This window comes from Enterococcus timonensis (assembly GCF_900104595.1).
Lineage (GTDB): Bacteria > Bacillota > Bacilli > Lactobacillales > Enterococcaceae > Enterococcus_J > Enterococcus_J timonensis.
The window spans coordinates 415921-436912 of sequence record NZ_FNVY01000003.1 but is presented as its reverse complement, the minus strand read 5'-3'; the positions used below and the strand labels follow the sequence as shown (position 1 = coordinate 436912).

Below are 20992 nucleotides of genomic sequence, written 5' to 3'. Positions count from 1 at the left end.
TGTAATCGATGATCCGTTTTTTTATCCTGTCGTTTTTTTTAAAAAACTTTTTAACTTTAGTAAACAGACTTATTATTTTTTCTGAACGTATTTCAAAGAGTCCAAAGTAACGGCTACTAAAATAATAATCCCAGAGAAAACAAATTGTAAGTTCGTGTCAATTCCTAGAATTGTCAAAGCATATGTTAAGGCCGTGAAAATAGTTACCCCAACAACCACGCCTGAAATTTTACCAATCCCACCGGTAAATGAAACCCCACCGACTACGCAGGCTGCAATGGCGTTCATTTCCCAACCTTGACCGTAAGCAGCTGAACCAGAACCTACCATCCGGGCTGTTTCTAACCAAGAACCGAATCCATATAACACACCGGCTAAAATAAATGCGCCCATCGTAACGGCGAAGACAGAAATCCCAGAAACTGCTGCAGCTTCAGGATTACCACCCACCGCGTACAAATTTTTCCCGAATTTTGTTTTATTCCAGATAAACCAGATGACAATAATAGCGGCGATAGCCCAAATAATAATCGTTGGAAAACCATTTAATTTTGGAATAATCATATTAGGAATCGCTGGATCAATTGCCCCAAAGGAAACCCCTTTAGTCGCATAAGTTACTAACCCAAAGATGACTAACGTGTTAGCCATTGTGGAAATAAATGGATGCATTTTAAAGCGCGCCGTGAAGAATCCGGCAATCGTGGTGAAAATAGTTGTCAAAATAATTGTTGCAATCAAGGCAAAAACCACGCGAACACCTAAAGGAAGTGTTGAAAAGTCAAAGATTTTTCCAAAAACACTACCGGTATTAATTCCTTGGTGCATAATAATTGTTGAGGCGGTCATCCCCATCCCGACCATCCGACCAATGGAAAGGTCAGTACCAGTTAAGAGAATTAAACCTGCCACACCTAATGCTAAGAACATTTGTGGAGAAGCTTGTTGCAAAATGTTAATCACATTGTTGTAAGTTAAAAGAGGTGTCCCTTTAATCATTGGCGTAATAATAGCTAGGACGATAAACACTAAGATAATGGCGATGTACAGTCCATTTTGCAAAAGGAAATCCCGACGATTGAAAGAGTACTTGTAATTTTCCCATCTTTGTTCCAGCGTTTCTTTCACGCTGAATCGAGACATTTTTAAGAAATCTAACAATTGGAATTTATGGACAAAAGCTTCATGGACACGGTCTTTAATCCGCCGTTCTTCACTTTGATATTCCATTTTTGCATCAAAAAGTTTGTTTTTATGAACATATTTTTCTTCTTTAATTTCTTGATGATCAGAAATTTTAGCAACATCTTTTTTATGGGCTGCAGTTAATTCTGCCACTTTTTGTTGGTAATGTTTTTTAGCCACAACTTCTTCTTGGGCGGCACTTACTTTGACATGCCGCAAATAATCTTTGTCATAGTGAGCATCTAAATAACTTTCTGCTTCAGAAGTTAGCTTAGAAACGGCATCTTTATTTTTTGCTTCGTCTTTTTTGGCTACTTCTAATTCCGCATGAAGTCGGTCAGTAATTTGTTTTTTTTCTTCTTTTGATAGACTGCGATCACGTTTAGTATTTTCAATTTCACTATTGGCTGCAATTACTTTATCGGTACCTGTTACTCTGATTTGATTGACTTTTTCTTGAATTTCCCCAACATGTGCATCAATCGGGCGTCGTAAATTCAGTTCCTCTTCCTCAGTCAGGATCTTACTTTTTTCTGTTGCCATCCTTTAATTCTCCTCTATTATCAATTATCTATTATAAATATTTCGCACTAAGTTCTAAAAGCTCTTCTTGATTAGTTTCCTTTGTATTAACAATTCCAGAAAGGTGGCCATTTGACATGACGCCAATTCGATTGGTCAAACCAAGAATTTCTGGCATTTCAGAGGAAACTACAATAATGCTTTTCCCTTCTTTAGCCATTTTAATGATCAATTCATAAATTTCGTATTTAGCACCTACGTCAATCCCACGAGTGGGTTCATCCATCATAAAGACTTTCGGATTTCGTTCTAACCATTTCCCGAAAATAACTTTTTGTTGATTCCCACCGGAAAGACTAGCAATCGATTCATTTGGTCCCATGGTTTTTGTGCGCATGACTTTAATCTCATTTAAAGTAGCTTTTTCCATTTTAGCATTGGAAAGAGCCGCTCCTTTTTGATATTGAGGTAGATTGGCAATTGTCGTATTAAAAATCAAGTTTCCTTTTTCAAAAATACCGTTAGCTTTTCGTTCCTCAGTAATCATGGCAAAACCATTTTCCATCGCTTCTTTAGGACTACCAAAGTTCATTAGTTTTTCATTGTAATAAACCCGGCCAGCAGCTCTCGTACGAATCCCAAAAATAGTTTCTAACAGTTCTGTTCTTCCGGCACCAACTAATCCGTATAAACCAAAAATTTCTCCTTCTTTAACATCGAAGGTCACATCTTGGAGTTGGGGGGCAAATTTTGTCGAAAGATTTCTAATAGATAAAATTGGTTTACCAGGAGTATTGTCCACTGGTGGGAAGCGATTATCTAAAGAACGCCCTACCATTGCTGTAACTAAATCTTTCATATTCGTGTCTTTCGTATCTTGGGTCATAACTAATTTCCCATCACGAAGAACGGAAACTTCATCACAAATTTCAAAAATTTCATCCATTTTGTGAGAAATATAAACGATCGAAATTCCTTGATCTCTAAGCATCCGCATCATTTCAAAAAGTTTATCTACTTCTTGAATCGTTAATGAGGAAGTCGGTTCATCTAAAACAATCAATTTTGACTTGTAAGAAATAGCTTTGGCAATTTCACACATTTGTCTTTGCGAAACGGACATGGTGCGCATTGGTTGATTTAAATTAACGATAATCCCTAATTTTCTAAATAACTCGGAAGCTTCACGCCGCATTTGTCGTTCGTCGACAACGCCAAGTGCATTGACTGGATAACGACCTAAAAATAGATTATCAACAACATTTCTTTCTAAAGCTTGGTTTAACTCTTGGTGCACCATGGCAATTCCATTTTCAAGGGCATCTTTTGGTCCAGAAAAACTGACCTCTTTATTTTCTAGGAAAATAGAGCCTTCATCTTTTTGGTAAGTTCCGAAAAGGCATTTCATCATCGTTGATTTACCGGCGCCATTTTCTCCCATTAGGCCCATAACGGTTCCCCGTTTCACATCTAAATCAATATGATCTAAGACGCGGTTACGACCAAAAGACTTGCTCATGCCTCTTATTGATAAGACGATATCATCTTTTACATCACTCATATTTCCTTCTCCAAACTTTTACTTGATAGTTTTTCACTTTGTTATTTTTTCTAAATTTATAAAAACATATTAACATTATCTAACGTCAGAATTCTTTTGAAATCTGCTAGATTTATGTAAAATCCAACTTGTCTCAAAAGAAACAAGTTGTTACATCAGCTATCCTTTAAATAGGGACTGCAACAATATTACTGTCACAGTCCCAATCTTTTTGCTACTTTTATTGATTTAAAATTGAAGTATATGAAGCTGCATTATCGGTCTTAACCATGTTAATAGCAAATGCGTCATATTCCGTTGGGTTACCAAGACGGTTAGTGATGTTAGATTCTGTTTGACCATCGCCACCGATGTATTCAACTTTTAAGTTCAATAGGTCGTCATATTTTTCTAACAAAGGTTGGTAAGTTGATCCTAAGAAGTTATCGCCTGAATTGTAAATGTTCAACCAAACTTTCTTTTCTGGAGATTTTGCTGCATCTAATTGTTTAGAAACTGGTTCGTAAACCATTGTAGAATCAGTAAAGTCTTCATAGTTTTCAGCAGTTACGGCAACATTTAATGCGTAGTATGAACGGTCTTCTTCGCTGTAAGTGTAAGTATCTTCAGCTAAAACATTCCCTGCTTCATCTGCAGTACCAATCCCAGTGTCCACATCAACGCCGTCTAAAGCATTACGCAATACACGAAGCGTTAAATATGCTTGAACGTCAGCATGTTGGCTAATTGTTCCGCCGTATCCTTCAGCAATAGCAGCTACTGCATCACTGTTAGCATCATATCCGAATGTTGGAACATCATTATCTTTTGACCATGAGTTAAACATGGACATACCCATACCGTCATTGTTTGAAGCAATGACATCAATTTGTTCCCCAAATGAAGAAGCCCAAGTGCCAATTCCGTTTCCGGCTGTGGCTGCATCCCAAGTAGCTCCAGAGTTATTTTTCATTTCTTGAGAAGCAAGTTCTCTAATTGTATATTCTTTGCCGTCGACTTCTAAAGTTCCATCTTGAACGTTAGTTGCTTTTCCGTCAGCGTTTGTTCCGATTGGTTCACTAATAATGTTGCCATCTTTTTCTACGCTAGTACCAAGAGCTTTACGAACCCCTCTTGTCCGAGCGATTGAATCATTATGACCAACGTCTCCAATAGCTAAAACATAACCGATGATACCGTCACCATTTTTATCGACAGTAGCAATGTTTTCTTCAATATATTCTTTAATCATTGTCCCTTGAACTTCGGCCCCTTGATTAGCGTCAAATCCAACATAGTAAGTGTCATCGTTAAAGCTAAGAGCGGCTTTATCTAACTCACCGGTTGAAGAGTTGGAAGGTTGGCGATTGAACCAAACTAGTGGTTTATCTTTGTTTGCTACACTAGATGCTGAATCTCCGCTACCTGAACCAGAACCATCAGTGCCTGCATCGTCGCCTGAACTACATGCGGCTAAAGAAGTTGTCAATCCAAGTGCAAGTGCTAATGTTAAAAATGCTGTTTTCTTTCTCATAAATCTTTCTTCCTCCTTTTTAGCGCTTACGTATGCGCTTTACTTTTATAGTATACGTTTACGTTCGTGAAAAGGACATAGGAAATTTTTAAGAAAATATTGAAATTTTTACGATTCAGCAAAAAAAAAGGACATTTCAGCAAGTGAAATGTCCTTTTAAGTACTATTATCGTTTCGCCGTTAGAACTAAATGCTCATTCACAAAGGCATCAAAGCCAATTTCTGCCATTTCGCGACCATACCCTGAATTTTTAACGCCGCCAAATGGTAATTCTGGTAAAGATGTCCACGCTTGATTAATGAAAGTCATTCCCGTTTCAAGCTGCGAAGCTACTTGTTTGGCATGCTCTAAATCTTCAGAGAAAATAACACTCCCTAAACCATAACTAGAATCATTAGCCAAATCGATGGCTTCTACTTCTGAATTAACTTTATAAACAGTTGCGACTGGGCCAAACATTTCTTGGTCAAACATAGGATTGTCACGCTTAATATCAATTAAAATAGTTGGTTGGAAGAATTGACCAGGTAAATCAACTGGTTCATTGCCATAATAAACTTTAGCTCCAGAGGCTACTGCCTCATCAACTTGTTTTTGTAAATTTTTCTTAGCATCAGGTGAAGATAAAGGAGCTAAAGTAGTGTCGCGATTCATGGGATCGCCTAGTTTCACTTGCGAGAAGGCTTCTTTTAACATTTCGAGGAAGGCTTCATATTTATCCGCCATTACAATAAAGCGTTTGGAAGCCGTACAAGTTTGCCCGGCGTTAGAAATGCGTGCAGATGGGGCAATCTTTTTGACTTTATTCATATCAGCATCATCTAAAATAATAAAGGGATCATTGCCGCCTAATTCCAAACTAGATTTTTTAAGATTTTCGCCGGCATTTTTGGCTACCGAAGCCCCACTACGCTCAGAGCCAGTTAAGGCCACACCAATCACCCGTTTGTCAGCAATCGTTTGATCCACTTGATCATAATCAATGAAAAGATTCGTTAAGCTACTTTCCGGCGCCCCCGCTCGACGAACAATTTCAACAAAAGCTTCGGCACTACTTGGTGTAATCGAGGCATGCTTTAACATCATGGGATTTCCAATCATAAAGTTAGGCGCAAAGACTCTCATAATTTGGTAATAAGGAAAATTCCACGGTTCCACCATAAATAAAACACCGAGGGCTTGCTTTTCATAATAAGCATCGCCTGCATCAGTCACTAGTGGCGTTGGTTTTAAGAATTCTTCGGCCTGATCGGCAAAGTAGTCGGCAATATTAGCACACAACTCCACTTCAGCTTCCGATTCGGCAATTAATTTACCCATTTCTTTGGTCATAACTGTCGCTAATTGCGTCTTTTCAGCTCGCATTAACTCCGCTATTTTATGCAAAATTTCCTTACGTTCGTCAATTGGTCCCCCGCGCCATTTTTTATAAAGTGCGTGACTATCGGCTAGCATCTGTTCTAATTTTTCATCTGAAATATTTTCATAAGACTTTAAGACCTCGTTATTAAACGGATTGATTGTTTGATAAGCCATTTTTTAAATTCTCCTTTTAGATCGTTTTTTATTTTTTAAGGTAAGCCAACTACTCGATCAAGCTGGTTGAACTATTCCTTTTTGTTTTACGTTTGTTTTTTATCGCCTCCAACCTTTTTACAATGAAACGTTCACAAAACTCATACAATAAGCGTATCCTACATTCTAAGAGTTAGCAAATATGTTGATGTTTACCTATTGAAAAGTAAAGTATCACTTCAACTAATGGAAATAATTTTTAAGTCACTTAACCATAAACAAAAAAAATACCGCCACCTCAGCAATGGAGGGGTTCCGGTATTTTTACTTAAATTGATTTAATTTTTCGTGCCGGCACACCGCCGACTAACGTGTTATCAGGAACATCATGGGTGACCACTGCTCCAGCGGCGATAATCACATTGTTACCAATCGTTATTCCCGGCATAATTGTCGATTTTCCCCCAATCCAGACATCGTTACCGATTGTTACAGGCGATGCTTGCGCTAAATACTTTCTTCGTCCAGCAACAGTCATTGGATGATTAACCGTATAAATATCGACATTGGGACCAATGATAACATCATGTCCAATATTAACTGGAGCTACATCCAAAATAGTTAAATTATAATTACTCAAAAAATCCTCACCAACATGGATATTTTTACCATAATCACAATTAAAGGTTGCTTGCACTGACACTCGCTCACCTGTTGAACCTAAAATTTGCTTAATCTTTTTAGTCTGCGCCACTGGATCGGTGGCACTGATTTGATTAAATTCTTGGCACAATTGGGCTGCATCTGCCTTGCGTTTAGCAACTTCCTCGTCTAAAAAATAATATTCTTTTCCTGCTGTTAAATTTTCTAATTCTGTCATATATACTCCCCATTCCCAAATTAATTTCCATAGTCATCCGATAGTTTATCGTTGTCTTCAATCAGAGAGGTTTCAAAAATGATCTCATCCTATTTTAACACAACACTTGCGCACAAAGTATGAGCACCATTTCTTGTGCTAGTTCACAAATTGAATCATTTAAAACAAAGAATTTACGTATTGTCGAATTAAGACTTGCTTCAAATATCGTTATCTATTAATTAATTTGTATCAAAAATGCAGCAGCCTAAAATTTTAGCTCTATAATTTATTGGAGTGATGGAATAAAAATTCTGTCGGTCCATGTTTATATTAAAAAATAAAAAAACATACAAATTTTCCGTCAGAATAGAATCACCACAATCACATTCTGAGAAGGAAAATTTGTATGTTCGAATTAAATGATATCAAAAAAATTCTTAGAATAAAAACTCTAATATTGGAATTCAAAAAAGTTGATAAAAAAAGAAAAATAAGAAACTCTCTAGCAGTTTAAACTTTCTTTTCGTCAATCAATACCGTTCCTTGAGGCGGATTTTGGGCGATGGCACCAACAATTTCATGAGGCACATATAGCTCTTCTAAATAATGAACATCTTCTGCAGTGAGTTTCAGCGCCAAGGCAGCAACAGCCTCGTCTAAATGGTTAGCTTTAGTGGAACCAACAATTGGTGCGGTCACACCTTTTGCCCACTGCCAAGCTAAAGCAATTTGCGTCATTGATACATTGTACTTCTTAGCTAATTCATCTACCCGCTCAACAATCCGTAGATCCTCAGTTTCAGCCCGATCATATTTCCCCATCGCCACGCGATCAGTCTGGCTTCGCAACGTGTCTACTTGCCATTTGCGATGGCTTAAATGGCCGGCTGCCAATGGACTATACGGCATTAATGAAACCCCCATTTTTTTACAAATGGGAATCAATTCCCGTTCATCTTCTCGATATAACAAATTATAGTGATTTTCCATCGTTTGAAATTGGGCCCAGCCGTTATCTTTAGCCACTTGCTGCATTTCAAAAAACTGATACCCATACATGGCCGAAGCACCAATTGCCCGGACTTTACCCGATTTAACCAATTCATTTAACGCCGACATCGTTTCTTCAATTGGCGTATCGTAATCAAACCGATGGATAATATATAAATCTAAATAATCAGTTTTCAGCCTTTTTAAAGAACCTTCAATTTCATGGTGGATGGCAGCGCTAGATAATCGGCCAGGATTAAAATAAACTTTTGAAGCAAGAACAACTTTGTCTCTGGCAATCTGACTCTCTTTTAAAGCTTGTCCTAAATATTCCTCACTAGTACCTGCCGAATAAACATTAGCCGTATCAAAAAAATTAATTCCTAGGTCCAACGAGTGCTGGATAATTTTTTTACTGGCAGGATAATCAAGACTCCAATCGTGCATTGTTCCAGGCTTGCCAAAACTCATTGCACCGATACATATCTTAGAAACGTTAATCTCAGTTTGACCTAATTTACCATATTTCATTTCCATTTTTAATCCTCCTATTTAAATAAAGTTTTTGTAAAAACAGTTGTGGTTGCTAGTAAATTCAAAAAGCCAATCAAGCTAGTTGTTGCTTCAAAGCTGGTTTTCTACTTTAACAAGTGCTCTCGGTTGTATTTTCGAAAAATAAAATCTCCTTATTTAGTTCTAGTTTAGCCATTTAGCTAAGATCAATGCAAGTCAAAGCACTCAAAAAAGTTAAAAATCCCGATGAAATCATTTTAAGATTTCGTCGGGATTTTTTAAGATGTCGTTGGAGGTTTCTAGATTTTGAAAAGTTGAAAACATGTTGATCTACAATAAATTTGCACATAAAACTAGTCTATTTTGAATTGATTTTTATTTTTTTGAGCAAACTCTTTAAATGAAGTTAATTTGATATTGTAGTTTTTCAATAAATCAATATCCACATTGTAACCAACTGCATTGTCCCAAAGTTGACTTGATACAGAGAGCGGATGGATTCCCGCGTTTTCCGCTTCTTCAGCGCTAAGTGTTATGACTTTAATTTCTTTTCCAGTTACCTCTGAAATAATCTCAGTGATTTCTTTATACGAGATTGATTCAGCAGCTAGTTCAATACTTTGTTGATTGAATTTTTCAGGATCTTCAAAGGCTGCACAAACAAATACAGCCAGATCTTCAACTGAAATGTAATCTATACGTGTATCAGGAAATGTTGCGGTTTTTATTTCTCCATGTTTAAAATCAGGATACATCAGTTCAACTTTTTCGGTGAAATTTTCCATAATCATTGCCGGTTTTAGTATTGTCCAAAAAGGAAATCCTGCTGAACGAACGGCTTCTTCTACATCCCACTTATCTGTCCAATATTTTTCAAACCAATAACCAGTTCCCCATCTTGGAAATTCAGTGTGTCTACTTGTGGCCGCAACGGATGTATGGACAAATTGTTTTACACCACTTTTTATCGCACTGTCAATGACTGCAAAAGCTTGCTTTCTCTCCCGATCCGTTTCAACCGCATCTATTCCAGATATTGGCACTAAAAAAACAGCATCAACATTTTTCATAGCATTTTCTAAAGAAGGTCGATCATCAAAATTACCGACTACAGCTTCTACTCCTTTTTGAATAAGTGCTTGCGTTTTAAGAGCATTAATATTTCTAACTAAAATGCGCACTTTAAACCCTTGCTTTAAGGCTTCGTTGGCCACAGCGCCACCTTGACGATTCGGAGAAATTAACCGCTGCTTTCCGGATATGACACAATCAATGTTGACTAAGCAATTGAGAGAATTAGAGCAAGAAGACCTTGTCCATCGTGAAGTCTACAAAGAAGTTCCACCAAAAGTAGAATATTCATTAACAGAGTTGGGCGCAAAGTTCTTCCCAATTATAGAAGAAATGTCTGAATGGGGAGATAAAAATCTAGAAGATTGATCTTTTCTAGATGAGTAAACTTCATTATGTAAATAAAGTTAAAACAAACAGCGGTCAATCCGGATTACAAGTCAGGATTGATCGCTGTTTGTTTTATATTGAGGTGAATTGTTTTTTCTGAAGTTATTTTCTTCGGTTAATTTTATCTTCATTACAAATTTAAAAAACACCTCCTATACAGGAGAGTGTCTGAAACATTGATATTAATAATATTAACGTTTTGAGAACGGACAACCGTAATTTTTAAGAATCTCAATCTATAGGAATCCTTTTATATCAAGGTTTCAGCAGTATTCACGTTACATCAAAATCGATAAAAAAGGATTTCTATAGACAGTATTTGAACCAATTTGAACCACGATAGATGGTAGTTGAATACAATTTTCTTACTAGTTTATCAATCTATTTTGGGAAATTATTTCTTTGAGACAGTATTGTGTGTGTACTGAAAATCTGGTAGTACTTGACTCAACACAAACCACTTTAAATCATCACTTCAGTCCTAATAGTTTTTGTATACCTTCTCAAAATCAAGAATCATCTTTATGATTAATTTCATTATGTTAATTTTTAATAAACTTTTCTATTTTTTGTTTAAAGGACTTTCAACAGTAATTCTGGATGATACTGTAGGCTTATTAATTACAAATTGTAATAACATCACTTATATTTTATATTTTGAAAATGCACTCATTTGAGTCTTGCTTGAATTTTAATCGTTTCATCAATTACGGCTACAACACGAGAGATGTGATTATATTTTTCATAATCGAAAACTTCACCTTTATGAGATTTAAACCATTTATCAAGAACTTGGTATCCACCAATTTTATAAAGCCATGTTTCTTCATTGATACCCTGTAACTTGGTGTTCTTATTGATATTAAGTACACCAGCTTTAAACTTAATGTTCTCTATCACCATATTTTGTTTATCATCTTGTTCAATAGTCAACTCAGCTGAAACTTCAGTCTGCAAAAGATGGAGTTTACGTAATTCACTGCCTGCTTTAACATATTTTGTAAAAGTAAGTTGATCCACAGGTATAGGTACTCGTGGGTAACCACGCTTGAGAAATTCATCGTATTTCTTGATATAAGATAAATCATAGAGTATTCCATAACTGTAATCAAAGATGTCTATTACCGAAGGTTCTTCTGAAAGATTCTTTGTCAGAATTGACAAAGCTTTATTATTTATATTTGGAGTCCAGTCATCTGAAATTTCATTGTAAAGGTAAAGTGGAGCGATATAAGAATAGTCTGTTTGAGCTGAGAAAATTCTAACTTCAGTAATTGTATTTGAGATAAAAGGCGATACGAAATATCTTGAAGTTTTCCCAAAAATCAATCCTATGTTTTTTCCAATAGGAGTTGGGGTGGATTTCAATAAATTTCCCATAGTCGATTTTTCTCTTGGTCTAAATATCCAGCCTGTTGAGTTACCCGAATGAAAAGTCCAACGTTCATCAAATGGGCGATAAGTCAAAGGAGCAACAATACCATCTGAAGTTAGTACATCATTTTTAATTTTCTCAGCAGTTTGACCGGTACTATATTTTTTCCACAGACTGTCAATTTCTGAGTTATCTATCGAATTTTTAACCAACTCTATTCGATCAATTATTTCTTTCCTTGAATTCGCAATAGCTGCTTTATCATTATTCGTTTGCAAACCTGAAACATGAGTTGGGAATAGTTCAGATAAACTTACTCCATTCTCATAATTGTCTTGTTCAGCATTTCCAAACGGAAGAAAATAAGCCATTTTTTTATCAATTTGTATTTCTTCAAATTCTATATTTTCATCTTCTAGTTGCTTGAATTTATAACTCTTTCTCCCATATAAATCCGCATATTGTAAATTCGACCAGGATTTAGATCCTGTCGTTTTGATTCCAATGAAAATTGCCGTTCCTTGCATTATATTGAATACATTTTCGTCCTTACTTCCATCAGGAGCTACCTCTAGTTTTCGTGAACTTCCATGTAAATTCACTATATAAATTTTATCAAACGTACGTAATAGGCTTGCTCTCATCCCTCTAGATGTAGGACTATCTAAATAACCATTATTTGAAATAAAAGCAAGTATACCTGTTTCATTTGTTTGAATTATTTGTTCAGCAAATCTGAAAAATTTAATATAATCGTCGTTTAACTTATGCTTACGTTCTCCGAAGTTTGTTATTCCATCAGTTTCAGTTTTGTATGCTGATACATCATAAGGATTAGAAGAGGCCCCGTTGTAAGGAGGATTCCCAATTACTACCTTAATCGGTCTACGATTTTTCCATGTATCAGCGTGATAAGCTTCATCAGAAATAGCTCCTGAAAAGTCCATAAAAAGATTGATTTCTTCTATTCTTTCTTTATCAGTATGAGCAGGCGCTAACGTATTGGTCAAAAATATATTACTTGGCAGCTGCTTTTTGCTTACATGACCTAGTGTTTCGTCAATTGTGCGGCGAATTTTCAAATGAGCAACAACATAGCTTGTCATCATAATTTCAAAAGCAATTAAACGCGAGATTAGTCCATCTTCTTTTTCAATCCACTCTTCATAAAATGCAGACTTACCTCCTGGGAAATATTTTTCCTTAACAAATCTAATAATTTCAGCAGGAAAAGTTCCAGTGCCTGTAGCTGGATCTAATATAGCTACTTTTGGAACTGTAACCTTTTTTGTATTTTTTATCACAGCATTTTTACGTTTTGAGCTAGCATATTCCTCAGAAGGCACTTCTATTTCAAAGGTATCATTATTTGATAACCCACCTTGAATTCCGAACTCATTGTATAAAAACTTGTCGACCATTGATACCATATAGCGAACTATAGGTTGGGGCGTATAAAATACTCCTAAAGATCTGCGTAATGCAGGATCGTAAGCATTCAAAAAATCTTCATAAAAATGAACAATAGTATCCCTAGATTCTTCCTTATCCAATAGACTTACTAAATCACAAAGTTTGTAAAGTTCACACAACTTATCAATAACAGCAATCAATGTAGGATGTTGATTTTGTGCTGTGGTAATGTGGATAAAAAACTGTTTGAGCAGTGCGGATTCTTTCTGTAGTAATCCTAGCGCTTCGTTCCTAGAAAATTTTTCTGGAGTTGGATCATTATATCTGGCTATAAATAATCCATAAACAATTGTTTGAGCATACATATCTGCAAAATCATTACTTTTAAGTTCGGGACTAAGCTCAGCCTGAATCTTTCTATAAAGACCATATAGTTCTCCAAACATGGGCAGTTTTTGTTGATGTTCATTTATTAGTGGGGTACCTTGATCATTCTCCTTCAAAATTCCCATAATAACATCACGTATTGTCTGCGCATGTATGGCCATATACTCAGCAAGTTTACCCGAACTTTGAATTTTTGATGGACTCTGAAGCATGAAATCACGCACTAAGCTGATAAACAACTGTATATTTTCTTCCTTGAGATTTAGTATACCTTTATCATAATCAATCAACCTAATCCCGGTATACATCCTAGGTTTATTATTTTCATCTAAATGCCAGAACTCCCATCTCGAATTATCGGTCAGGATAACATTGCCATAGGCTTTAGTTTCCACCAAAATATTCTGTTTCGCGCGATTATCTATCCCCCCGACTTTCTTAACTTCGACTCCCGCAAAAGGTTGAAATTCAGAAGTTTCCTCACCAGCATGCCAAAGTTTGATGTCAATATTTTCACCTATTGTACCAGAGCGACCGCCAGATAAATCGCGTGCAACACAATCAAATTCTGTTAACATTTCCATTATTGGAGCATTATAAGCAGTTTCTGTATTTCCAAGTTTATATGCTTCATTCACTCTTTCAAAATACCTTCTTATGATTTTTTCCATAAACATCAATCTTCCTAATATAACAAATTTTGTAAAAAATAAGATTACCTTGATTATATCAAACATGGAGCTGTCTCTCATTAATCATTTTGTAGATGAAATACAATACTTTATATCAACCAACTTTTATCTACCAAAAAATGTAGAAAATATTTATACTTTTCTATTTAACTAACTATATCATTTAATCATTTTTACCTTGAATTTTTTCAAAGCAATCACTCAAAGTTCCTATATAAAAGATTATTTAGAATTGTTCATTTTCATCATTAGGCAATCCCCAAGAAGGGTTTCGCCCAAGGCGAACTACCCTTCTTAGGGATTTTGCCTGTTGCATAGCGGCGCAGTCGCTATGCATGTTTTTAAGCCCCGGATTCTAACAGGGGGCTAACAAAGAACAGGAAACTGTGACAACTACCCATTTGGGAGTGTCCTAGCAGTGTTTTCTTTGTCACATGCTTATCAATCTTGTCACCTTATTTTGATTGCGGATACGCTGCATTTAACAGGCGTTCTTTCTCGATTTCCATTGCGAATGGAAGATAGAGGTATTGTTGTTCTAATAGGTATAGATTATCTTCTGTGTATTGATAGGAGGCTGTTTCTTTTGAATAGACTAATGGGGCGATTCGCACATCGCCGGTCAATTGATTGATCGAGTATAGAAGAATGACTTTTTCACCTAGTTCCTTGGGCAAATGTTTCCCAAAATAGGAATAGGATTCTTGATTTGCTAAATAGACGAGTAAGCGATCCACACTAAAGTTGGAAAAGGTAAAGGGCAGAATGTGCAGAATGTGATTTTGATTATCATGGTGTAAATAGAGTTGAGCTTCTTTACCAAATTTAGTTGAACCAAGGTAAAGCTGCTTTTTCTCATCGATACATTGATAAGTAAATTGGTCTTGTTCCGTTGGTGGAATGAGGTTTATAATAAAAAATTCAATCATCCGATCCATTTCTTTTTCACTAACAAGACCGGCTTGTTTCAGTTCGTCTACTATTAGCCCTTCAATCTTAGGATCAAGCTTACCTGCCTTCTTTTGAAGCATTTCTAAAATGTATTGGTTTTCTTGAGTACCATACAAAAGATATTCGTTGGTGACATGGCCTATTTCTGCAATTTGGTGAAGGGTTTCGGTTTTTGGAAGGTTAATCCCACGTTCCCAGTTATTGACTGTACTTCGTGGTAAATCACCAATTAGTTTGCCAAATTTCTCCATACTCAACTTTAACTCTTGACGAATCTGCCGAATTCGATTGCCCACTGCTTGCTTGTCTATCTCCATGAAAAATCCTCCTCATGATAAGTTCTTAAATTCAGTATACGCTTGTACTTAAAAAAAGTCAAAATGTATTGACTTAAAATAAATACAGGCGTACAATCGATTTGTACTTAAAATAAGTCTGATGGTTCTTTGACAATTTAATAGCAGAAGGAGGTTTTTCTATGAACCAAGTCAATCAAAATGATCTCGGGGAAGCCATTCGAGTTTCTCGAGAAGAAAGGGGGTGGACCCAGCGATATTTAGCAGAAAAAGTGGGGATTTCGAGGTCGTTACTATCAAAGGTAGAAAAAGGAACGAGACGATTAAGTGCAGAAAAACTGAATCTTGTATTGGATAGTTTGCAAGAAGAGATTGTTCCAGTTAATCGTGTTTTGATTGATTATCTAACCATTCACTTTTTCTCGAATCAACATTTAAAGTTGATTGAAGAGATTATTGGCATGCCTATTGAACGCTTTGAGGAACTGGATTATGCGCCAAAGGGCTATATTGGGCAATATGTTTGGAATCAAGTAATCACGATTCGGTATTCCATTGACGATACGGTAAAAGGAACCGTAATGGAGTTTTCAGGTCAAGGCTGTAAACATCTTGCCATGCGTTTGAAGACCGCAAAATCAAACTGGCAAGAGTTCTTCCGTAAGGTATTAGATTATCAGGGAAACTTTACACGGATTGATTTTACTTTAGATGATTTTGTGGGGAGTCTCAGCATTCCAGAACTGAAGCGTAAGGTAACACTAGGCCATGTGTGGACCACTTTTCAAGTGAGTGAATCTCATGGCGGTACGGATATCATAAACAATGAATCAAATGGTGAGACCTTGTATTTAGGCTCAAAGAAGAGTCAGTGTCGCTTTTGCTTTTATCAGAAGGATTATGAACAACGAAAGCGACGAGGAATTTCTTTAGAAGAAGCAGAAGTAAAAAATCGCTTTGAACTACGGTATCGAAAAGAGAAAGCACAAAGCTTGGCAAAGATTATTTCAAAAACCCATGATTTAACCAAACTATTCTTTGAGTTACTTAATGGGGCAATTTGTTTTTATGACCGTGCTCCAAATGATCCAGGTGCAAAAGTCGATGCCAAATGGGCAGCCTTTATTGGCAATCATGGCGCAATCACCATTTCTTTAGAAACAATTCCTCAAAGCTTTGAGAAAAGTATGAATTGGTTAATTCACAGCGTTTCTCCCACCCTCGCATTTATTCAAGAGGTAGATAATCATTTTGATTCAAATTTGATTAACGAGATTATTAGCTGTGGGGAACTTAGTTCAAGGCAGCAAAAAATATTAGAAAATTTGATTGCTGAGCCTGATTATTATCAGGAAGAAGTAGAATTTTATATCCAGTGTCTTCAAAATATGAAGGCAGAAAAAATACACGAAAAAAGCAAAGCACAGCTTACACATTAAAATGTATAAACGTACTCCGCCCTAGACAAGTTGAGTATAGCACATTTCCTTGTGTCAGCCAAAAAACATTTTTGGAAAGGAAATAAACTATGAAAAATACAATAACTACTTATGAATTGCCCTATCTACTTACTAGAGAACAAGCTTCTCATTTTTTAGGGATCGATCCAAAATCTTTTGATAAATTCGTTCGCGCAAACGATGAGTTAGAGCGTTTTATGATAGGAAGACAAGAACGATACACTGTCACTTCCCTCATTAATTTTATTAAGACGCACTCTATCTAGCTAAAATATCGTAGGATGGTTGATTAGATGCTTTTCGCCATGTAGAATGACGGTGTATTCAACTAGCATTTATCAACCATCTTTCAGTGAAAGGATTTGTTATAAATGCCTAGTATAATTAAACGTGGTAACTCATATAGAGCTCAGATCTCACTTTACAATCATGGTCAACATAAGAAATTGACAAAATCATTTAGCTCTAAAAAGGAAGCAACTCGTTGGGCTTTGGAAAATGAATTGGAGAAAGGAAATGGAAAACAATTAGCAGAGCGTACAACAACATTTGCTGACTTCTTTGAAAACTGGATTCATATCATAAAGAAAAACGATGTAAAAGAAACGACTTTTCAAAATTATCAAAGGACTTCTCAAGTGGTGAAGAAATTATTTGGCGATATACAGTTAAAGGATTTGAACGATATTGTAGTACAACGAAAAATAGATAAGTATGCAGAAACTCATTCTCGTAAAACCACTCATGAAGTACTATTGAAAATCAAAACGGCATTACGTGATGCTTATGCTCGTGGCTATCTTGCTACCGATTTTGCAAATTTAGTCAAAACACGAGGGAAAGTTTTAGATAAGAGAAACCGTGCACTTTCTATTACCGAATTAAAGAAACTGCGTACTTATGTCATTAATCATCGAGAAAATGAGTTTAACATTCTTGTACTCCTTGCCTTAGAAACTGGCATGAGACGCGGAGAGCTTTTAGGTATACGTCCCGAAGACCTCTTTGAATATGGTATCCATGTCAGACGTTCCCTTAGTCCAACTTCTGAAGATACCTCGTTAAAAACAAAAAATTCAAGACGAGATATTTCCATTAACCAAGAAGTCTACGATATTCTAAAATCTGTCCCGATTAAAGATAATGGATATTTTTTTGATCCTGACGGCTTTCAACAATCTGCTAAGCTCGCCAGATTACTGAAAAAACTAGATATTCCAAAAACTACCTTCCACGGCCTAAGAGATACTCATGCTTCTTTTCTATTTTCACAAGATATTGATATTGCCTATGTATCAAAACGCTTAGGTCATATCAATATTCAAACAACGCAGAACTATTATCTTGAATTGATGCCAGAAAAAAAGCACCAGCAAGATGCTGATGCTTTAAACCTCTTAAATTCTTTGTCAAATTTATAATTTGAACCAACTTGAACCAAAAAATTCTTGTAAACGTTGATACAATAAGGAATTGATTAACGTTTTGAGAATTGGCTTGCTTTACGAGCTTTTTTAAGACCTGGTTTTTTACGTTCTACCATACGAGCATCACGTGTTAATAAACCAGCGCGTTTCAAAGCTAGACGGAAGTCAGGATCAACTTCTAGCAAAGCGCGGGCGATACCATGACGGATTGCGCCGGCTTGACCTGAATATCCTCCACCGTCAACGTTCACTAAGACATCATATGCGCCTTTAGTTTCAGTCACGCCAAATGGTTGGTTGATTACTTCGCGTAAATCAGCATGTGGGATGTATTCTTCAACATCTTTTTTGTTAACAGTAATTTTTCCTGTGCCGGGTACTAGGCGTACACGTGCTACAGAAGTTTTACGACGGCCTGTGCCGATATATTGAACTTGTGCCAAAATAATTCCCTCCTTAAATTAGGTTAGTTAAATCTAAAACTTCAGGTTGTTGAGCAGCGTGATTATGTTCAGCGCCACCGTAGACATGCAATTTCGTCAATTGTTGACGACCTAAAGTGTTTTTAGGAAGCATCCCTTTGACTGAGTTTTCGATTAAGCGACGAGAATTTTTAGCACGTAATTCACCAGCAGTAACGGATTTTAATCCACCTGGGTAATTTGAATGACGATAATAAATTTTTCCATCTGCTTTGTTACCTGTTAATTTGATTTTATCAGCGTTAATGACAATTACAAAGTCACCCGTGTCAGTGTGAGGGGTGAAGGTTGGTTTGTTTTTACCGCGTAGTACGGATGCAACGACTGATGAAAGACGTCCTAATGGGATGTCAGTCGCGTCCACTACGTACCAGTTACGTTTTACTTCGCCAGTTTTGGCCATATATGTTGTACGCACGTTTTGTTTCCTCCAATTTTCGTTTAGATGTTTGACAAACATTTGAGTTTCCGGGGCTCTTTTGTGGGGCAAACAATACCATTTAACATGATACCGATAAAACGACTCTCTGTCAATGGAAATTCTCGAAAAAATTAGCTTCCCGGCAAATTTTTGTAAATTTTTGCCAGTTGCTGATAAGTATCATGGAAAAATGTTTGGCGAGCAGATGGATTTTGCCATAAAGGATCGTTATGCGTGATAAATCGACCGATTTCTAGTTCGGATTTTTTGATCGTTGTTAGGCGATTCAGTGCTGCAGAAAAATTTTCGGCCAGTGGTTGGAAACTATTTTTCGTGTGATCCGTGGAGACGATAAAATCTTTTGGCAACTGGTTAATTAATTCGATATTCTTCCTTAGTGACTGCGCGTATTCAGCTTCTAGTTTTGGTTGCTCGAGAATACTTAAGAGGAGCGCCACTCCATTTCCGCCAATTCTCAATTGAAAATGTGCGCTCATTTTGTAGCCGCGTTTGGAATTGGATATGGCTAGCAAGGTAGTGTCTGGTGGATAAACGGTCCGGCGTTGATGTTTGGCGATGTGTAAATACAGCGGCTTAGTGGAAGCTGGTTGAACAATCGGCATAATTTCTGCGCCTAATAATAAAAATTTTGGTTGCAACTTCGCGCGAATCAAATCCATTCGTGCTTCTAAACCAGGCACTTGAAAAACGGCAAAATCTTCGTCAGTAAAAGTTACTTCGTTAGTTTTTGCCATTAATTTATTTTCTGCCAAAATATTTCTCCTTAGTAATACCAAATTGCAAACTCGTCGCTAGCTCCCCTTCAAAAATACGCTCATTCGGAATTTCGGCTTCTAAGGTCATACCGATTTTTTTCATCACTGTTTGAGAAGGAATATTTTCCTTTAAGCAGTCGGCACACATATGAGGCAGTTTTAAAGTTTCAAAACCTAATATTAATAAAGCTTCCGCGGCTTCTGACATCAGTCCTTTACCCCAGAAATCTTCATTTAAAACGTACCCCATTTCTCCTGAGATGCCATTGATTCGCAGTTCGATTGATCCAATCATTTCCCCAGTTTCTTTTAATTCCAAGGCATATTTTCCTAGGGGCTCTTTTATAAAATAATTGGCGACCCCTAATTTAGTTTCTTCAATATTGTGATACATCGGAAAAACATAGCGGGTATTGCTTGGTTTGCTTCCATAATTAAAAATGGCCGGCACGTCTGCTAAAGTTATCGGGCGCAAGATTAATCGGCTTGTCTCCAGGCGGGCATTTTCAGCAATTAGTAAGTTTAATTTTTCATTATTTAAAAGTATTTCCATCGTTAAACCTTCTTTCATTTTTCAAGTATAGCAAAAAAGTTTCGCTACTAAAAATATTTGAGGATTGTGCTATAATGAACTTGAAATCAGCGAATAACCATAAAGGAAGTGCGGCTATGACTGACGATTTAGAAAAACGACTGACCCAAAAAAGTTTGACCGGAACACCACTACTAAAGCCCGACGAGCAGCATCAATTTCTCGGCACTTTTAAAGAGCGCTGTGTCGCTATGTTGCCAATTGATGCTTTAGACGAAGAGATTTATTTGGAAAAATTAAAAAATGAAATTTCTCAGCGTCCCGGCGGTAAACTGCTAATTAACGGCGCCATAGATGAACCGTTGCAGGACAAATTATTAGAAATAGCTCAAACTTGCAACGTGCTTTTTACTTTTGTTAATGATCAAGATACCCGAAATCCTAGTCCCATCGGTGTTGTTTACAGCTTTTCTGAAGCGCAAAATGTCGACGAAATTGATTTAACAAAAAAATCGGCAAAACAATCCACAGCTCCTGCCATCACACCGGCGGCCGATTCAAAAAAAGAACAAGAACCTGAGCAAGAAAAGAAAAAAAGTTTTTGGTCAAATTTATTTTCTTAAGCTTTTTTAAGCTTGATGAAAATTTTGAAATATA

General features: G+C 36.5%; 18 protein-coding genes. 5 read left to right on the top strand and 13 right to left on the bottom strand.

The genetic code is table 11. The annotated features are described in order from the left end of the window. Positions 1 to 72 precede the first annotated feature (72 nt). The 7 genes from BQ5341_RS03875 to BQ5341_RS03845 all read right to left on the bottom strand — a co-directional run bounded on the left by BQ5341_RS03875 (position 73) and on the right by BQ5341_RS03845 (position 9903). Positions 73 to 1728, bottom strand: coding sequence for a galactose/methyl galactoside ABC transporter permease MglC (locus BQ5341_RS03875; RefSeq protein ID WP_071130720.1), 1656 nt, complete (start codon positions 1726 to 1728; stop codon positions 73 to 75). A gap of 31 nt (positions 1729 to 1759) precedes the next feature. Beyond that, positions 1760 to 3268, bottom strand: coding sequence for a sugar ABC transporter ATP-binding protein (locus BQ5341_RS03870; protein WP_071130719.1), 1509 nt, complete (start codon positions 3266 to 3268; stop codon positions 1760 to 1762). Between the two features lie 220 nt (positions 3269 to 3488). Then, entirely contained in the window at positions 3489 to 4781 is a 1293-nt protein-coding gene (locus BQ5341_RS03865; protein WP_071130718.1) for a substrate-binding domain-containing protein, read from the bottom strand. Positions 4782 to 4947: 166 nt separating this feature from the next. Further along, positions 4948 to 6318, bottom strand: a complete 1371-nt coding sequence (locus BQ5341_RS03860) for an NAD-dependent succinate-semialdehyde dehydrogenase (RefSeq protein ID WP_071130717.1) — start codon at positions 6316 to 6318, stop codon at positions 4948 to 4950. Positions 6319 to 6625: 307 nt separating this feature from the next. Beyond that, positions 6626 to 7177, bottom strand: a complete 552-nt coding sequence (locus BQ5341_RS03855; RefSeq protein WP_071130716.1) for a sugar O-acetyltransferase — start codon at positions 7175 to 7177, stop codon at positions 6626 to 6628. Positions 7178 to 7669: 492 nt separating this feature from the next. After that, a complete protein-coding gene (locus BQ5341_RS03850) occupies positions 7670 to 8680 on the bottom strand; it encodes an aldo/keto reductase (protein ID WP_071130860.1) in 1011 nt (336 codons plus the stop codon). A gap of 335 nt (positions 8681 to 9015) precedes the next feature. Continuing rightward, on the bottom strand, positions 9016 to 9903 hold the full coding sequence (locus BQ5341_RS03845; protein ID WP_442856697.1) for an NmrA family NAD(P)-binding protein: 888 nt from the start codon (positions 9901 to 9903) through the stop codon (positions 9016 to 9018). Between BQ5341_RS03845 and BQ5341_RS03840 the strand changes: the two genes are divergently transcribed. Beyond that, positions 9902 to 10102 carry a winged helix-turn-helix transcriptional regulator gene (locus tag BQ5341_RS03840; protein WP_328585387.1) on the top strand — a complete coding sequence of 67 codons (201 nt, stop codon included), beginning with the start codon at positions 9902 to 9904 and terminating at the stop codon, positions 10100 to 10102. The genes BQ5341_RS03845 and BQ5341_RS03840 overlap by 2 nt on opposite strands. A gap of 690 nt (positions 10103 to 10792) precedes the next feature. Here BQ5341_RS03840 and BQ5341_RS03835 read toward each other — a convergent pair. Beyond that, entirely contained in the window at positions 10793 to 13969 is a 3177-nt protein-coding gene (locus tag BQ5341_RS03835; protein WP_158661734.1) for a type ISP restriction/modification enzyme, read from the bottom strand. Between the two features lie 476 nt (positions 13970 to 14445). After that, a complete protein-coding gene (locus BQ5341_RS03830) occupies positions 14446 to 15258 on the bottom strand; it encodes a helix-turn-helix domain-containing protein (protein ID WP_002406006.1) in 813 nt (270 codons plus the stop codon). A 161-nt stretch (positions 15259 to 15419) separates the two neighbouring features. Here BQ5341_RS03830 and BQ5341_RS03825 point away from each other — a divergent pair, with 161 nt between their 5' ends. The 3 genes from BQ5341_RS03825 to BQ5341_RS03815 all read left to right on the top strand — a co-directional run bounded on the left by BQ5341_RS03825 (position 15420) and on the right by BQ5341_RS03815 (position 18118). Then, entirely contained in the window at positions 15420 to 16676 is a 1257-nt protein-coding gene (locus BQ5341_RS03825; protein WP_071130713.1) for a replication initiation factor domain-containing protein, read from the top strand. Positions 16677 to 16765: 89 nt separating this feature from the next. Beyond that, entirely contained in the window at positions 16766 to 16963 is a 198-nt protein-coding gene (locus tag BQ5341_RS10645; RefSeq protein ID WP_002372025.1) for a hypothetical protein, read from the top strand. Between the two features lie 105 nt (positions 16964 to 17068). Continuing rightward, positions 17069 to 18118, top strand: coding sequence for a tyrosine-type recombinase/integrase (locus BQ5341_RS03815; RefSeq protein ID WP_002406008.1), 1050 nt, complete (start codon positions 17069 to 17071; stop codon positions 18116 to 18118). A gap of 56 nt (positions 18119 to 18174) precedes the next feature. Here the strand turns inward: BQ5341_RS03815 and rpsI are convergent, their stop codons facing one another. From rpsI to BQ5341_RS03795, 4 genes are all read right to left on the bottom strand, one after another. Continuing rightward, a complete protein-coding gene (gene rpsI, locus BQ5341_RS03810; protein ID WP_071130712.1) occupies positions 18175 to 18567 on the bottom strand; it encodes a 30S ribosomal protein S9 in 393 nt (130 codons plus the stop codon). Between the two features lie 13 nt (positions 18568 to 18580). Beyond that, the gene (gene rplM / locus BQ5341_RS03805; protein ID WP_328585385.1) at positions 18581 to 19066 is read right to left on the bottom strand and encodes a 50S ribosomal protein L13; all 486 of its coding nucleotides are present in this window, start codon (positions 19064 to 19066) and stop codon (positions 18581 to 18583) included. 92 nt (positions 19067 to 19158) lie between these two features. Continuing rightward, the gene (locus tag BQ5341_RS03800) at positions 19159 to 19800 is read right to left on the bottom strand and encodes a DUF1054 family protein (protein ID WP_083378583.1); all 642 of its coding nucleotides are present in this window, start codon (positions 19798 to 19800) and stop codon (positions 19159 to 19161) included. Next, positions 19787 to 20356, bottom strand: a complete 570-nt coding sequence (locus BQ5341_RS03795) for a GNAT family N-acetyltransferase (protein WP_071130710.1) — start codon at positions 20354 to 20356, stop codon at positions 19787 to 19789. The genes BQ5341_RS03800 and BQ5341_RS03795 overlap by 14 nt, the downstream gene beginning before the upstream one ends. A 116-nt stretch (positions 20357 to 20472) precedes the next feature. Here BQ5341_RS03795 and BQ5341_RS03790 point away from each other — a divergent pair, with 116 nt between their 5' ends. Further along, positions 20473 to 20958: a YueI family protein gene (locus BQ5341_RS03790; RefSeq protein ID WP_071130709.1), complete on the top strand. Its 486-nt coding sequence runs from the start codon at positions 20473 to 20475 to the stop codon at positions 20956 to 20958. Positions 20959 to 20992 lie beyond the last annotated feature (34 nt).